The sequence below is a fragment of the Undibacterium parvum genome, assembly GCF_003955735.1.
Classification (GTDB): domain Bacteria; phylum Pseudomonadota; class Gammaproteobacteria; order Burkholderiales; family Burkholderiaceae_D; genus Undibacterium; species Undibacterium parvum.
Map to the genome: position 1 here is coordinate 4,119,001 of NZ_CP034464.1, position 15,101 is coordinate 4,134,101.

The 15,101-nt window shown below is 49.3% G+C and carries 14 protein-coding genes; 13 read left to right on the forward strand and 1 reads right to left on the reverse strand.

What is annotated here, in order from left to right:
- Positions 1 to 10 precede the first annotated feature (10 nt).
- The 9 genes from fabF (at position 11) to EJN92_RS18050 (ending at position 7,798) form a co-directional block, all read left to right on the forward strand.
- Positions 11 to 1,255 (forward strand): beta-ketoacyl-ACP synthase II, encoded by a 1,245-nt coding sequence (gene fabF, locus EJN92_RS18010; RefSeq protein WP_126129082.1) that lies wholly within the window; start codon positions 11 to 13, stop codon positions 1,253 to 1,255.
- A 118-nt stretch (positions 1,256 to 1,373) separates the two neighbouring features.
- Complete coding sequence (locus EJN92_RS18015) at positions 1,374 to 1,883, forward strand: protein YgfX (RefSeq protein WP_170174915.1); 510 nt, start codon at positions 1,374 to 1,376, stop codon at positions 1,881 to 1,883.
- Positions 1,884 to 1,970: 87 nt separating this feature from the next.
- On the forward strand, positions 1,971 to 2,573 hold the full coding sequence (gene rpoE / locus EJN92_RS18020; RefSeq protein WP_126129084.1) for an RNA polymerase sigma factor RpoE: 603 nt from the start codon (positions 1,971 to 1,973) through the stop codon (positions 2,571 to 2,573).
- 87 nt (positions 2,574 to 2,660) lie between these two features.
- A complete protein-coding gene (locus EJN92_RS18025; protein WP_157984389.1) occupies positions 2,661 to 3,329 on the forward strand; it encodes a sigma-E factor negative regulatory protein in 669 nt (222 codons plus the stop codon).
- A gap of 6 nt (positions 3,330 to 3,335) precedes the next feature.
- On the forward strand, positions 3,336 to 4,364 hold the full coding sequence (locus EJN92_RS18030; protein ID WP_126129086.1) for a MucB/RseB C-terminal domain-containing protein: 1,029 nt from the start codon (positions 3,336 to 3,338) through the stop codon (positions 4,362 to 4,364).
- Positions 4,365 to 4,378: 14 nt separating this feature from the next.
- On the forward strand, positions 4,379 to 5,881 hold the full coding sequence (locus EJN92_RS18035; protein ID WP_126129087.1) for a DegQ family serine endoprotease: 1,503 nt from the start codon (positions 4,379 to 4,381) through the stop codon (positions 5,879 to 5,881).
- Positions 5,882 to 6,122: 241 nt separating this feature from the next.
- Positions 6,123 to 6,380, forward strand: a complete 258-nt coding sequence (locus EJN92_RS18040; RefSeq protein WP_126129088.1) for a glutaredoxin family protein — start codon at positions 6,123 to 6,125, stop codon at positions 6,378 to 6,380.
- 30 nt (positions 6,381 to 6,410) lie between these two features.
- Positions 6,411 to 7,016 carry a ribonuclease HII gene (gene rnhB, locus EJN92_RS18045; protein ID WP_126129089.1) on the forward strand — a complete coding sequence of 202 codons (606 nt, stop codon included), beginning with the start codon at positions 6,411 to 6,413 and terminating at the stop codon, positions 7,014 to 7,016.
- The gene (locus tag EJN92_RS18050; protein ID WP_126129090.1) at positions 7,016 to 7,798 is read left to right on the forward strand and encodes a TrmH family RNA methyltransferase; all 783 of its coding nucleotides are present in this window, start codon (positions 7,016 to 7,018) and stop codon (positions 7,796 to 7,798) included. The genes rnhB and EJN92_RS18050 overlap by 1 nt, the downstream gene beginning before the upstream one ends.
- A gap of 182 nt (positions 7,799 to 7,980) precedes the next feature.
- Here EJN92_RS18050 and ppsR read toward each other — a convergent pair whose 3' ends face one another.
- Positions 7,981 to 8,829 carry a posphoenolpyruvate synthetase regulatory kinase/phosphorylase PpsR gene (ppsR, locus tag EJN92_RS18055; RefSeq protein WP_126129091.1) on the reverse strand — a complete coding sequence of 283 codons (849 nt, stop codon included), beginning with the start codon at positions 8,827 to 8,829 and terminating at the stop codon, positions 7,981 to 7,983.
- A 232-nt stretch (positions 8,830 to 9,061) separates the two neighbouring features.
- On the opposite strand from ppsR, the gene ppsA reads away from it, so the two are divergent.
- From ppsA to aceA, 4 genes are all read left to right on the forward strand, one after another.
- Positions 9,062 to 11,494: a phosphoenolpyruvate synthase gene (gene ppsA / locus EJN92_RS18060; RefSeq protein WP_126129092.1), complete on the forward strand. Its 2,433-nt coding sequence runs from the start codon at positions 9,062 to 9,064 to the stop codon at positions 11,492 to 11,494.
- A gap of 306 nt (positions 11,495 to 11,800) precedes the next feature.
- The gene (locus EJN92_RS18065) at positions 11,801 to 12,235 is read left to right on the forward strand and encodes an NfeD family protein (protein WP_126129093.1); all 435 of its coding nucleotides are present in this window, start codon (positions 11,801 to 11,803) and stop codon (positions 12,233 to 12,235) included.
- A gap of 60 nt (positions 12,236 to 12,295) precedes the next feature.
- Positions 12,296 to 13,237, forward strand: coding sequence for an SPFH domain-containing protein (locus tag EJN92_RS18070; RefSeq protein WP_126129094.1), 942 nt, complete (start codon positions 12,296 to 12,298; stop codon positions 13,235 to 13,237).
- A gap of 549 nt (positions 13,238 to 13,786) precedes the next feature.
- A complete protein-coding gene (gene aceA, locus EJN92_RS18075; RefSeq protein WP_126129095.1) occupies positions 13,787 to 15,085 on the forward strand; it encodes an isocitrate lyase in 1,299 nt (432 codons plus the stop codon).
- The last annotated feature ends 16 nt before the right edge of the window (positions 15,086 to 15,101 follow it).

The following is a 15,101-nucleotide window of genomic DNA, read 5'->3' on the forward strand; positions in this document are numbered from 1 at the left end:
GGAGAAACGCTTGAGCCTTACGCTTAAACGTCGCGTAGTAGTTACTGGTCTTGGTTGCGTGACCCCAGTCGGCAATAATATTGCCGACACATGGGGAGCAATCACCGCAGGCAAGTCCGGAATTGCAGCGATTACCAAATTTGATGCCACTCCCTTCACCACGCATATTGCTGGCGAAGTCAAGGGCTTCAATATTGAAGAATACATTCCCGCTAAAGAAGCTCGAAACATGGATACTTTTATCCATTTCGGCATTGCAGCTGGGATTCAGGCCTTTCAAGATAGTGGACTGGTAGTCAACGACGAAAATGCCGAGCGTATTGGCGTTGTGGTCGGCTCTGGTATGGGTGGCTTGCCTTTGATTGAAGATAATAAAGATAGTCTGACCGCGCGTGGTCCACGCCGGATTAGTCCTTTCTTTGTTCCTGCTTCAATTATTAATATGGTTTCCGGTAATTTATCGATCAAATTTGGACTGAAAGGTCCTAATCTGGCGATTGTTACTGCTTGCTCAACTGGTTTGCATTGCATAGGTTCGGCCGCTCGTATGATTGAGTACGGCGACGCTGATGTGATGCTGGCTGGCGGCTCTGAATCTACTATTTCACCGTTGGGTTTGGGTGGCTTCGCTTCTGCCCGCGCCTTATCTACTCGCAATGACGATCCGACTACTGCATCCCGACCATGGGATAAAGATAGAGATGGTTTTGTGATGGGTGAGGGTGCTGGTGTGATGGTGCTGGAAGAGTATGAGCACGCCAAAGCCCGTGGCGCAAAAATTTATGCCGAAGTTTTAGGTTTTGGTATGAGTGGAGATGCTTATCACATCACCACCCCTACCATCGATGGCCCACGTCGCAGTATGCTCAATGCATTGAAAAATGCAGGTCTCAATCCTGATCAGATTAATTACCTGAATGCACATGGCACGTCCACGTCCTTGGGTGATAAAAATGAAACGGACGCGATTAAAGCGGCTTTCGCTGATCACGCATATAAGTTGACGGTTAATTCGACCAAGTCGATGACAGGACACTTATTGGGTGGTGCTGGTGGTTTGGAATCTATTTTGACAGTGCTGGCACTGCATCATCAGGTTTCTCCTCCTACCATCAATATCTTTAATCAAGATCCTGAATGTGATCTTGATTATTGCGCTAACACCGCAAGAGATATGCCGATTACCTATGCGATGAAAAACAATTTTGGTTTCGGCGGTACTAACGGCACCTTGATTTTTGGTAAAGTGGCATAGTTTGAACTAGTTTGAGAATCAAATAAGCTGACCGGGGTTTTGGTCGCAATCCGGCACTTCATTTTTAAGTAAATCGAAGTGCCGTTTTTTATTCTGCGCACTCAAGTGAGGGACTATGATGAGCTCTAAGTCGACTTCCATGGCCCTTGCGATGACGTTGCATCCATCACGCGTCTTGCTGTGGTTGGTGTTGCTGATGTTCGTGCTTGCTAATGCAGCGTGTGGTTTTACACTCTATCATCTGAATTTGCTTTGGTGGTGGAAAACCCTGTTGCTGATTCTGGCGTTGGGGCTTAGTACTCTGGCCTTGCTCAAATTTATTCGGGGGCGGCGCAGTGTGTATCTGGAAATATCCGACTCGGGCGGCATCATAGTGCGCCAACTCAATGCGCAGAGTGAACCGGGATCTTCAGTGACAGCGAGTTCGGATGTGCAGAGTAGCTACTCTGAGTATGTGTTGATCTTGCATTTACGCCTGACAAGCGCTGCAATCATGGTCATTCCGGTGCTGCGTGATAGCCTCAGTGCGGACGACTTTAGAAAATTGTCTATTGTGCTGCGCTGGATGGCGGCACATGCCAATGATGAACAAAGTCGCATTCTTGAGGATGCGACTGGGAACTTTTGAACGGGCATCCGTGTCTACTGAATACTTAGCGTATTTGCGATGTGCTGGATTGTCGTTTCGGCGAATGAACAACATGGGAAAGTGTGAGTGACGACAGAACGCGAAATTGATCAACTCCTAGTCGAGCGGGTCCAGCGTGGCGATAAAAAGGCATTTGAGCTTCTAGTTTCCAAGTATCAAAGGAAATTAATGCGGCTCGTGTCTAGGCTCGTCCACGATCAGGCTGAGGCCGAAGACGTGGTGCAAGAATCGTTTATCAAGGCGTATCGCGCTTTGGCCAATTTTCGCGGTGATGCGGCGTTTTATACTTGGTTGTATCGCATCGGCATCAATACGGCGAAGAACCATTTGGTCTCGCAAGGGCGGCGCGCGCCGACTTCGACCGATGCCGATATCGAAGAGGCGGAAACTTTTGTCGACGCCGATGGACTAAGAGATATGAACACGCCAGAGTCTCTGCTGGCAAGTAAGCAGATCGCAGAAACGGTCAATGCGGCGATGATGTCGCTGCCGGAAGAGTTGCGCAATGCCATATCGCTGCGTGAGATAGAAGGAATGAGTTATGAAGAAATTTCCGAAGTCATGCTATGCCCGATAGGGACGGTACGCAGTCGCATTTTTAGAGCGCGCGAAGCAATTGCGCAAAAATTGCGCCCCTTGCTGGGGACGAACTTGGATCAGCGTTGGTAAGCCGAGACAAAAAGCCGCGCGGCATTGACAAAATTAGCACTATTTGCAGTATTTGAAGTGATGGCAAGACCTTATTTGGACCAGATCATGAAAACAGAAAACACCCATTATCAAAGCATTTCCAGTTTGCTTGATGGCGAACTCAGCGATGCGCAATTGGATGCGGCCTTGGCGAGCTTGGCCGATCCGCGCCAGCGCGATGCGCGCCAGGCATGGGATGTGTATCAACAAATTGGCGATGTGCTGCGTTCGGACGATCTGGCGATGCCATTGAGCCCAGATTTTTCCGCAAAATTTTCTGCTTTGCTCGATGCCGAGCCAGTCTTGCTGGCACCGCAATTACGCGCCGATGTCAGCATTAAGCCTGTTGCTGCGAGTTCAGCGATCAAGCAAAGTATCGCCCGTTATATGGCGATGACGAGTATGGCGGCGGCTGCCGCTGTGGCGTTTTTGATGGCGCCGCAAATTATTCCTTTATTCAGCGCTCCCTCGACCACGGGCATGCAAATGGCCAGGCTCAACGTGCCGACGAATGTGCCTGCCGGGACGCAAAATTCTGGCGTGCAGCTGGCTTCGAATCAGCTCAGTTCTGAACCTGTCGCCCAGAGTGAAAATCAAATCGAGATGCTGCGTGATCCGCGCTTAGATAGTTATTTACTGGCGCATCAGAAATTTTCGCCTTCTATGGCTAATGGCCCGCAATATGTGAGCCGTGCCAATGTAGTTGCAGCGGCTGCGCCCGCCAGCGAGAAATAAGTGACTATGGCTTTACCGTCATTCAAATCGCGTTGGTGTCTGCTCGCCTTAATCGCCATGCTGAGCGCCATGCCCGCTTTGCAGGCGCAAGCAGCGGACACTCAAGAAATCCAGGCGACTTTGCGTAAGGCGCAGACTGCTGCGCAAAAACTTAATTATTCCGGCACCTTCATCTATCAGCAAGCCAATCAAATTCGCACCTCGCGTATTTTTCATATTGTCGATGCGCATGGCGAGCTAGAAAAGCTGGAAATACTCGATGGCAAGCCGCGCGAATATCTGCGCCGCAATGATGAAGTAAGCTGCTATTTGCCTGAGAGTAAAACCGTGCAAGTAGAGAAGAACGTCACGCAAGAGGTTTTTCCTGCTTTGCTGACGAATAATTTAAGCAGCCTGCCCGATTTTTATAACATCAAAAAAAGTGAAGTCAGTCGGGTCGCCGGTTTGGCTTGCCAGACCCTCAGCTTAGAGCCTAAAGATGCGCTGCGCTATGGCTATCGACTCTGCATAGAAGCAGCGTCGGGCCTACTGCTCAGAGCGCAGACCGTGAATGCCAAGCAAGAGGTGATAGAACAAATCGCCTTCACGCAAGTGGCGATCGGTGAGGTCGACAAAACCCATCTGAAACCAAGTTTTCCAAATACTGCGCAATGGCAGCTTGAAAATCTCACGGTGCAGGCCAATATTAATTCTGGATGGACGGTGAAGTCGCTGCCAGCAGGCTTTAAAAAAACCCGTGAAATGCGCCGCTTGATTCCGCTCTCGGCTGCCGCGATTGCCGCCAACGCGGGTTCGACAAAAGCCGACGCGACCAAATCGCATCAGGTGGTGCAGATGATTTTTTCTGATGGTATATCGAGCATCTCTGTATTTATTGAGCCAGATACGGGCAGTCGTACCGAGGGCAATTTACAGCAGGGCGCGATGACGATCATGGGTAAACGTCAGGCCGATCATTGGCTGACGGTGGTAGGCGAAGTACCCTTGGCAGCGATTAAACAAGTGATTAACTCGATAGAATTTAAATCTAAGTGAGAAAGAGTCAGACGATGAAAAAATCTCAGTTTTTTGTGAATGCGAAAAGTGTTTCAACTTTGTTTTCTACGCTCTTAACGACGGCAGTCTTGAGCGCATCTATGGTCGTGCTTGCCCCTGGCGTACTAGGTTTGACGCCGTCCGCAATGGCCGCCAGCGTTGCCGGCTTACCTGATTTTACTGAGCTGGTCGAAAAAACAGGCCCGGCCGTAGTGAATATTCGCACCACCGAAAAAGTCATGCAAGGGCAAGCCATGCCGGGCATGGAAGACGAGCAGATGCAGGAGTTTTTCCGGCGATTCTTTGGCGCGCCTATGCCTAAACAGGCACCGGCACCAAAAAACCGCAAAGCACCGCAACAGCAAGAAGAGGAAGTGCCACGGGGAGTTGGTTCTGGTTTCATTATTTCGCAAGATGGCTATGTGTTGACCAACACCCATGTGGTGGATGGCGCCTCTGAGGTCTACGTTAAATTGACCGATAAACGCGAATTTAAGGCCAAGGTCATCGGTGCCGATAAGCGTACCGACGTTGCCGTATTAAAGATAGAAGGCGGTAAATTGCCGCGTCTAAATATCGGTGATTCTGAAAAAATTAAGGCTGGCGAGTGGGTCATTGCCATCGGTTCACCATTTGATTTAGATAATACTGTCACTGCCGGTATCGTTTCTGCTAAGGCACGTGACACTGGTGATTATTTGCCGCTGATACAAACAGACGTGGCGGTCAATCCAGGTAATTCCGGCGGTCCTTTGATTAATATGCGCGGTGAAGTGATAGGGATTAACTCGCAAATTTATAGTCGCTCTGGTGGTTATATGGGGATTTCGTTTGCGATTCCTATCGATGAAGCGATGCGCGTGGTCGAGCAACTGAAGTCTTCTGGCAAGGTGACGCGTGGGCGTATCGGCGTGCAAATCGGCGAGGTTTCTAAAGACGTCGCTGAGTCTATCGGTCTGCCTAAGGCACAAGGTGCCTTGGTATCACGGGTAGAGTCCGGTGGTCCTGCCGAAAAAGCTGGCTTGCAAGACGGCGACGTGATCTTGAAATTTAATGGCGTCGCAGTCGAAAAATCGAGTGATTTACCGAGAATGGTCGGTGTGACTAAGCCCGGTAGTAAGGCCGTCGTTTCGGTCTGGCGTAAGGGCGCGGCGCGCGAAGTGACGGTCACTATCGCCGAAGTCGAAGCAGATAAATCGGCGCAGAAAGCAGATAAAAAATCCAAGAAAGAGCAAGCCTCCAATGTTCTGGGTATTTATGTTTCAGACTTGAGCGATGCGCAAAGAAAAGAAGTGCCAGGCGGGCAAGGCGTGGTGATAGACACGGTTGATGGTGCCGCGGCACAGGTGGGGTTGCGTGCGGGTGACATCATCTTGACGATGAATAATGCCGACGTTAAAGATGCCAAGCAGTTTGCCGCTATGCTGGCCAAGCTCGACCCTAAGAAGGCGGCAGTGTTGTTAGTACGGCGCGGTGATGCAACGCAATTTGTGCCGATACGTCCACAGGCACAGTAAAGATTTGCCTCGTAGAGAAAAAGCTGCCCGCCAAAAATGCGGGCAGCTTTTTTTATTCTGGGAAAGTCTAGGCAGGATTTATAATGTCGCCTTACTGGCGCGCCTGTAAATCCGTGTTTTAGGCATACTGCGGTAGGGTATATTTGCAATGCGCACGATCTATATGCGCAAAGTCATGGTTTTATTTTATTTTTAGGGGAGTATCCCCATTTATGTTTTTTTGGGGCGAGGTATTTTTAGGATGAACCAGTTCACACTTTATTCGCGCAGTTATTGCCATCTGTGCGATGACATGCTGCAGCAATTGCTGCCTTACCAGGCGCAGTATGCCTTTGAGATTAAAGTCATCGATCTCGATACCGAGGCGAGCCCAGAATTGTTGGCGATCTACGATGAATTGGTGCCGGTCTTGCTGGGCCAAAAAGAGGGTGCCGAGCCGCAACAAATCTGCCACTATTTTTTAGATGCAGTAAAACTGAAAGCTTTTTTTGATGAGTAATTTGAATGCGAATTTTGGTGAGTAAGCACGATGACTAAGACTGAATTAGTTTTTTCTATGGATGCTTACGCCGGCGAGTTGATCTGCGGCGTGGATGAAGCCGGACGTGGCCCCTTGGCGGGGCCGGTGATGGCGGCAGCGGTGATCCTCGATCCTGCGCATCCTATCGCTGGTTTGCGCGACTCTAAAAAATTGTCCGAAGCCAAGCGTGATCTGCTTGCGATAGAAATCAAAAAATATGCTTTGGCGTGGGCCGTGGCCGAATGTTCAGAGCAAGAAATCGATGAGATTAATATCTTGCAAGCGAGTCTGCTGGCCATGCGGCGTGCCATCGAGGCCTTGGCGGTGACGCCGACTTTGGCCTTAATCGATGGCAATCGTTGCCCCGTCATGCTGCTGCGTGCAGAAGCGATCGTCAAAGGCGACGATAAGGTGGCGGCAATTTCAGCCGCGTCCATATTGGCCAAAACGGCGCGTGATCATAGATTGGCGGAGCTGCACTTGGTTTATCCGCAGTACGCTTTGGATCAGCATAAAGGCTATCCGACCGCCTTGCATCTGGCGCGTTTGCGCGAGCATGGTGTCTCTCCTATCCACAGAAAATCTTATGCGCCGGTAAAGGCCTTGCTGAAGTGATGAAAACAATTAGCTCACGCGATAACCCGCTGTATAAAGAACTCAAGCATCTTGCCACTAGCTCGCAGGCACGCCGCAAATCGGGTCGCACCTTACTCGATGGGGTGCATTTATGTCAGGCCTATCGCCAGCACTTAGGCGAGCCGCAATTGTGTATCGTCTCCGAAAGTAGCGCCCAGCATCATGAAGTGGCACCTATGGTGGCACGCTGCCTGGCGGCGGGTACGCAAACGATTTGCATGCCCGATGCGCTGTATCACGCCTTGAGCCAGGTCGAGCATGGGGTAGGTTTGATGTTTATTGTCGCTACGCCTAGCCCTGAGTTCCCGGCGCAACTCTCGCATTGCTCGGTGGTGCTGGATAATTTGCAAGATCCGGGCAATCTCGGTTCTATCTTGCGCAGCGCCGCAGCGGCTGGCATCAAGAATGTCTTTTGCAGCATAGGTACCGCGTTTGCCTGGTCACCGAAAGTGATGCGGGCCGGCATGGGCGCGCATTTTCTGTTGAATATTTTTGAAAACGTGAACTTGCATAGCTTGCTCGCATCCGCCACGATCCCGGTGCTGGCAACCAGTTCGCATACATCGCAAACGATTTATCAGGTCGATTTGAATCAACCGGTAGTCTGGTTGTTTGGGCATGAAGGCCAAGGTGTGGCGGACGATTTGATGGCGATGGCCACACACACGGTGACGATACCGCAACGTCCCGAGATAGAGTCGCTCAACGTGGCAGCCAGCGCGGCGATTTGCTTCTTTGAGCAAGTGCGGCAAAGCCAATAAGCGGCTTAGAGAAAACAGTAAAACACGCAGTAAAAATAGGACTAAAGCGACATACTCCCCTAAAAAAAAGTTTCCCTAAATTGCTTGCGCACATAGATCATGCGCAAGCGGCTAGGTGTAAGGAAATACACTGGGGGAGTATCTCTTGTGTGACATGCAAAGAGGGGTGTAGCTCCAGCTCTTTAGTAAATTTTTATATCCGATTTAATCTCTTGCAAGATGGTGGTGGCGATCTCTTCTATCGACTTGGTGGTAGACGATAACCAACGTATTCCTTCACGCTTCATCATTGCTTCGGCTTCGTTGACCTCGTAGCGGCAATTCTCTAGCGCCGCATATTTACTGCCGGGGCGACGTTCATTACGGATTTCGGACAGGCGCTCTGGTGCGATGCTTAGTCCAAACATTTTCGCTCTAAATTCTGGCAGTGCTGAAGGCAGGCGGCCGCGCTCGAAATCGTCGGGGATTAAAGGATAATTGGCGGCCTTGATGCCGTATTGCATCGCCAAATACAGACTGGTCGGTGTCTTGCCCGAGCGCGAAACGCCGACCAGGATCACATCGGCAGTCGACAGATTCTTATTCGATTGTCCGTCGTCATGTGCCAGAGAAAAGTTAATCGCCTCGATGCGATTTTTATACTCTTCACTATCGGTAATATTGTGGCTACGTCCTACCGTGTGCGTCGATTTCACGCCCAACTCTTGTTCCAGCGGCGCCACGAAGGTCTGTATCAGATCCATGTGCATGCCTTTTGACTTAAAAACCACATCGGCCAACTCGACTTGCACCAGGGTGGAAAAAACGATGGGGCGACTGCCTTCGGCGTTAAAGGCGTCATTGATCTTGCGTGCCGCTTCATGCGCCTTGTCCAGGGTGTCGATGAAGGGCAGACGAATTTGCTTAAATTTCAAATCAAACTGGGTCAGCACCGAGTGGCCGAAAGTTTCAGCGGTAATGCCGGTACCATCGGAGACGAAAAACACGGTGCGATTGGCAGAAGGAAGTGGAGCTTGTTTGATGTCTGGCATGAGAAATGTCGTGTAGGTGTAGTGAGAGAGATGAAAGTGAGATGAAAAGAATTTATCGCAAAACCGAAGAAAAAGAGGGTAAATCCTTTTCTAGTCTCGATAAATTTGCTTTACACAATGTAAAATGGCGCAACAGCAGCGGACTCTGGCATCTAGAATAACAAAAAAAGCCGGACAGGCGAAGCAAGAAAATTGCAGCTCACAGATTTCTTACCATCAAAAAGAGGTTGTTATGTCCAACGCAATAAATACCGAGGCTAGTATTGATACTACGTACGTCGCTTTATTTGAGCATTTACGCATGACGGATGTTGAATCCGTCGGCGGTAAAAATGCCTCATTAGGCGAAATGATTAGCCAATTGGCTAACGCAGGAGTGCGGGTTCCGGGTGGCTTTGCCACTACGGCGCAAGCCTTCCGTGACTTTTTATCGCATAGCCAAGACGGTGGCGCGCCACTGGCGCAACGCATTGCCGACCGTCTCGTTACGCTAGACATCGAAGATGTACGCGAATTGGCCAAAGCCGGTGCCGAGATCCGTCAATGGATCATAGAAACACCGTTTCAGCCACGTCTACAGAAAGAAATCGAAGAGTTCTACAACAAACTGGTGGCCGATTCGAGCGCCGAGATGTCGTTCGCAGTGCGCTCTTCGGCCACCGCCGAAGATTTGCCAGACGCGTCTTTCGCTGGTCAACAAGAGACTTTCTTGAACGTCGTCGGTATCGACAATGTGCTGGAGGCAATGAAACATGTGTTTGCCTCGCTGTACAACGATAGAGCGATTTCCTACCGCGTACACAAAGGTTTTACCCATGCTGAGGTCGCTTTGTCGGCCGGTGTGCAGCGTATGGTGCGTTCCGATTTGGGCGCGGCTGGTGTGATGTTTACGATAGACACCGAATCCGGCTTTAAGGATGTGGTTTTCATCACATCTAGCTATGGTCTGGGCGAAACGGTGGTGCAGGGTGCGGTCAATCCGGACGAATTCTATGTCCACAAGCCTATGCTGGAATTAGGTAAGTTGCCTGTGATCCGTCGCAATATCGGTTCTAAACTGATTAAGATGGAGTTCACTGGTGAAGCCAAGGCTGGTCGCTCGGTAAAGACGGTCGACGTGCCGGTAGAAATGCGTAACCGCTATTCTCTCGATGATGCTGAAGTGGTTGAACTGGCAAAATACGCCGTGATCATCGAGAAGCATTATGGTCGCCCTATGGATATCGAATGGGGTAAAGATGGTCGCGACGGCAAGCTGTATATTTTGCAAGCGCGTCCTGAAACCGTAAAGTCGCAACAAAAATCGACCGATGCCCAGCAGCGTTTCCGTCTCAAAGGTACCGGCATCGTGCTCGCTTCGGGTCGTGCCATTGGTCAAAAAATCGGTGCTGGTCGTGTGCGTGTGATTCACGATCCGTCTGAGATGGAGCGCGTACAACCGGGCGACGTGTTGGTGGCGGATATGACTGATCCTAACTGGGAGCCAGTCATGAAGCGCGCTGCCGCGATCGTGACGAATCGTGGTGGCCGTACTTGCCATGCTGCGATTATCGCGCGTGAACTGGGTGTGCCTGCGGTGGTTGGTTGCGGTGATGCGACTGATACGCTGAAAGACGGCATGCTGGTCACCGTATCTTGTGCAGAGGGCGACGAAGGTAAAATTTACGACGGTTTGATCGAGACCGAAGTGACTGAGGAAATTCGCGGTGAATTGCCGAAATTGCCTTTGAAGATCATGCTCAACGTTGGCAATCCACAACTGGCGTTTGATTTCCAGTCTGTGCCTAATGAAGGCGTTGGTTTGGCCCGCTTAGAATTTATCATCAACAACAATATCGGTGTCCATCCAAAAGCGATTTTGGAATATCCGAATATCGATCCAGCCCTGAAAAAGGCGGTTGAATCGGTAGCGCGTGGCCATGCCTCGCCAAAAGCGTTTTACGTCGATAAATTGGCAGAAGGCGTGGCAACCATCGCTGCTGCATTCTGGCCGAAAAAAGTCATCGTGCGTTTGTCAGACTTTAAATCCAATGAGTATAAAAAACTCATAGGCGGATCGCGTTACGAGCCGGATGAAGAGAATCCTATGCTCGGTTTCCGTGGCGCAGCGCGTTATCTGGCATCCGATTTCGCCGAGTCTTTTGAGATGGAATGTCTGGCCATGAAGCGCGTGCGCAACGACATGGGTTTGACTAACGTTGAGATCATGGTGCCGTTTGTGCGTACCTTGGGCCAGGCGCAAAAAGTGGTCGATTTGCTGGGGCAGAACGGATTGAAACGCGGTGAAAATGGCTTGCGTCTGATCATGATGTGCGAAGTTCCTTCTAATGCTATTTTGGCTGAGCAATTCTTAGAGCATTTCGATGGCTTCTCTATCGGCTCTAACGATCTAACTCAACTCACTTTGGGCTTGGACAGGGATTCTGGCATGCCTTTGTTGGCAGCAGACTTTGACGAGCGTGATCCTGCAGTATTAGCCTTGTTGTCGCAAGCGATTGCCGCTTGCCGTAAGCTCGGTAAGTACGTTGGTATTTGCGGCCAGGGGCCATCGGATCATCCGGATTTTGCGGCATGGTTGATGAAAGAGGGCATAGAAACCATTTCTCTGAATCCTGATTCTGTGATCGACACCTGGAAGCAATTGGCTGCTTTGGCAAATAAATAAGTCAAAATTCTAGCGTTATGCTTGAATAAAAACGCCTTCATGTACTGCATGAAGGCGTTTTTTAGTTTCTAACTTTGCTTTTTTATATAAATGCGCTAGACTAAACGCATAGCAATAGTGATAAGAAAAAGATTAAAAACTTCGAAAATAATTCACAGAAAAACCCTCGTTCATCTTCTCAGATGGCGAGGGTTTTTTTGTGAGCAGATTACCGATGACTAATTATTTTTAATGATAGAAACTGTAGAAGTTAAACCAAGTTAAATTGCGTTGAGTTAACTTAATAGCCAAGGAGAAATCTAAACTATGAATGCATGGATGAGTTGGTTGGCGCTAGCCGCTGTGGTCGTGATACTGGAGCTATTTACCGGTACCTTTTATTTGCTGATGATTTCCATCGGTCTGGTGGCTGGTGCCGTGATCGCGCTACTGGGTGCCGGCACAGAGATGCAAACCTTGAGTGCAGCCTTGGTCGGTGCCTTGGCGACTGTGTTACTACATAAGAGTAAATATGGCTGGCGTGAACGTCAGGATGCTAGCCGCAATCCAGATGTGAATATGGACATAGGTCAAAGTATCACGGTGCAGCAATGGCAGGATCAGGGCGGCGGTAAATTCACTGCGCGTGCCATGTATCGCGGTGCGATGTGGGATGTGGAGTTACAGCATTCGGCACCGGCTGCCGGCGTGTTTGTGATAGTAGAAATTGTTGGAAGTCGTTTAATGGTAAGACCGTCGTAATCAGGCGTAAAAATTTTGTAGTGTAGCTTTTATTGTCGTAAGAAATTAAAGGGAAATATTATGGAAAGTTTTGGAGGCGTCGCCTTTATTTTATTTATTTTAGCCATCGTTTTCGTGGTTAAGACTGTTAATGTGGTGCCACAACAGCACGCCTGGGTGGTCGAGCGTTTGGGTAAATATCATGCCACTCTGGGCCCTGGTTTAAATATCGTGGTGCCGTTTATCGACAGGATTGCCTACAAACATATACTCAAAGAAATTCCGCTCGATGTGCCGCCGCAAGTTTGTATTACCCGCGACAATACGCAATTACAAGTAGATGGGATTTTGTATTTTCAGATCACTGATCCTATGCGCGCCTCTTATGGCTCATCCAATTACATCGCCGCAATTACGCAATTGGCGCAAACCACTTTGCGCTCGGTGATCGGTAAGATGGAATTGGATAAAACCTTTGAGGAGCGCGATCATATCAACACCAGTATCGTCAATGCGATTGATGAGTCCGCTGCCAACTGGGGCGTCAAGGTGCTGCGTTATGAGATTAAGGATCTGACTCCACCGAAAGAAATTTTGCATGCGATGCAGGCACAGATTACCGCCGAGCGTGAAAAACGCGCCTTGATTGCCGCCTCTGAAGGCCGTAAGCAAGAGCAAATTAATATCGCGACTGGTGAGCGTGAGGCCTCAATTGCTAAATCCGAAGGTGAGATGCAGGCGTCTATCAATCGCGCCCAAGGACAGGCTGCAGCAATCTTGGCGATTGCCGAAGCCAGCGCGGAAGCCTTGCGTAAAACGGCGAGCGCGATCCGTGAACCCGGCGGTGCCGATGCAGTAAATTTAAAAGTCGCGGAACAATATGTGGCGGCCTTTAGTAACCTCGCCAAAACCAATAATTCTATTATCGTCCCCGCCAATCTGAGTGATATCAGTGGCCTGATCGCTGGTGCCATGCAGGTGGTTAAATCACAAAAACCTATCGATTTCCAAGGTACTAAATAGTGTCATTTGTAGGCGTAGGTAGTCGCAGACTTACGCTTGGGTAGTTTGCCTATGAGTAATAGCAGCAGAATTTAGCCGCAGGGTTGACTCACAAGAGTATCAAGATGCATGTCAGGTTTTAGCCTTCTAACCGTAGGCTAGAAAATGGCATGCATTTTTTTATGCCGGATAGAGCGGAATCAAAAATTGTCTAAAGCATGCGTATCAAGCTTCATAGTATTTAAGCCGCGAGCAGCGGCTTGCGCATCGATTTTTATCAGACCTCATGCCTTAAAAACAGAATTATATTTTTTAATGCGCCGCATGTACCAACTTTTGTAATGTGAAACATGAATTTCATAATGTGGGATTGACGTTGGGAATGCACAAATTATATTTATCATTTGAAGAAAATCAATTTCATAACATGGGATTTTGTATTTATCTTATTGATTTATAAGTGATAAATAATATTTATATGTCTTATATAAGACATTGCTGCTGTGCGGTAAATATTCTATTATTTCTCTTGAGCTTAGGTAATTGCATTTTTCTATAGAGAGATAAATCATGGCAACACGTGAACAACAAATTGCGGCTGTTCAGGAGGATTGGGATACGAACCCCCGTTGGGTCGGTATCCAACGTAATTACACCGCCGCCGATGTGGTTAATTTGCGTGGGTCATTGCAGGTTGAACATACTCTAGCGAAAAATGGCGCGATCAAATTATGGAGTTTGCTCAACAACACATCTTATTTGAATGCGCTCGGTGCCATGACTGGCAATCAAGCCTTGCAACAAGTAAAGGCGGGCTTGAAGGCGATTTACCTGTCTGGTTGGCAGGTGGCGGGCGATGCTAATCTTGCTGGAGAAATGTACCCGGATCAATCGCTGTATCCGGTTAATTCAGTACCCTCGGTAGTCAAGAGTATCAATAACTGTTTGGCGCGCGCTGACCAAATTCAATGGTCGGAGGGGCAAGGGGATACCGATTTTTTTGCGCCTATCATCGCCGATGCCGAAGCTGGGTTTGGTGGCGTCTTAAATGCCTTCGAGCTCATGAAGTCTATGATAGAAGCAGGCGCATCCGGAGTGCATTTTGAAGATCAATTGGCCTCGGTGAAAAAGTGCGGTCACATGGGTGGCAAAGTGCTAGTGCCGACCCGCGAAGCGATAGAGAAGCTCAATGCTGCGCGTCTGGCCGCTGACGTCATGGGTACGCCCACCGTTTTGCTGGCGCGCACCGATGCGGAGGCCGCAGATTTGCTTACCTCCGACATTGATGCGAATGACCAGCTATTTTTGACCGGTGAGCGCACTGTGGAAGGTTTTTATAAAACCACACCAGGCTTGCAGCAGGCGATCGCCCGTGGTCTGGCGTATGCACCGTATGCTGACATGATCTGGTGTGAAACGGCTAAGCCGGATCTGGAATTTGCCAAGGCCTTCGCCAAGGCGATACATGCTCAATTTCCGGGTAAATTATTGGCGTATAACTGCTCGCCTTCGTTTAACTGGAAGAAAAATCTGGATGATTCGACCATCGCCAAATTCCAAAAAGAATTGGGTAAGATGGGGTATAAATTCCAATTTATTACCCTGGCAGGTTTTCATGCCCTGAACTACAGTATGTTTAATTTGGCGCATGCTTACGCCAGACGCCAGATGTCAGCCTTTGTGGAGTTGCAAGAGGCTGAATTCGCAGCGGCGGAGCGAGGCTTTACCGCGGTCAAGCATCAACGTGAAGTCGGCACTGCTTACTTCGATGCGGTGACTCAGGCGATACAGCAAGGTCAGTCGTCGACCACCGCTTTGCATGGCTCTACCGAAGATGCGCAATTTTTTGATGAGCAGAAAGTGGCCTGATTAAATTGCGACTTGG

Bases quoted from the DNA above. Each gene is read 5' to 3' on its own strand.
- EJN92_RS18035 (WP_126129087.1), top strand. From the start codon at position 4,379: ATGAAAAAATCTCAGTTTTTTGTGAATGCGAAAAGTGTTTCAACTTTG.
- EJN92_RS18015 (WP_170174915.1), top strand. From the start codon at position 1,374: ATGAGCTCTAAGTCGACTTCCATGGCCCTTGCGATGACGTTGCATCCA.
- EJN92_RS18040 (WP_126129088.1), top strand. From the start codon at position 6,123: ATGAACCAGTTCACACTTTATTCGCGCAGTTATTGCCATCTGTGCGAT.
- aceA (WP_126129095.1), top strand. From the start codon at position 13,787: ATGGCAACACGTGAACAACAAATTGCGGCTGTTCAGGAGGATTGGGAT.
- EJN92_RS18025 (WP_157984389.1), top strand. From the start codon at position 2,661: ATGAAAACAGAAAACACCCATTATCAAAGCATTTCCAGTTTGCTTGAT.
- ppsR (WP_126129091.1), bottom strand. From the start codon at position 8,829: ATGCCAGACATCAAACAAGCTCCACTTCCTTCTGCCAATCGCACCGTG.
- ppsA (WP_126129092.1), top strand. From the start codon at position 9,062: ATGTCCAACGCAATAAATACCGAGGCTAGTATTGATACTACGTACGTC.
- EJN92_RS18050 (WP_126129090.1), top strand. From the start codon at position 7,016: ATGAAAACAATTAGCTCACGCGATAACCCGCTGTATAAAGAACTCAAG.
- EJN92_RS18065 (WP_126129093.1), top strand. From the start codon at position 11,801: ATGAATGCATGGATGAGTTGGTTGGCGCTAGCCGCTGTGGTCGTGATA.
- EJN92_RS18070 (WP_126129094.1), top strand. From the start codon at position 12,296: ATGGAAAGTTTTGGAGGCGTCGCCTTTATTTTATTTATTTTAGCCATC.
- EJN92_RS18030 (WP_126129086.1), top strand. From the start codon at position 3,336: ATGGCTTTACCGTCATTCAAATCGCGTTGGTGTCTGCTCGCCTTAATC.
- rnhB (WP_126129089.1), top strand. From the start codon at position 6,411: ATGACTAAGACTGAATTAGTTTTTTCTATGGATGCTTACGCCGGCGAG.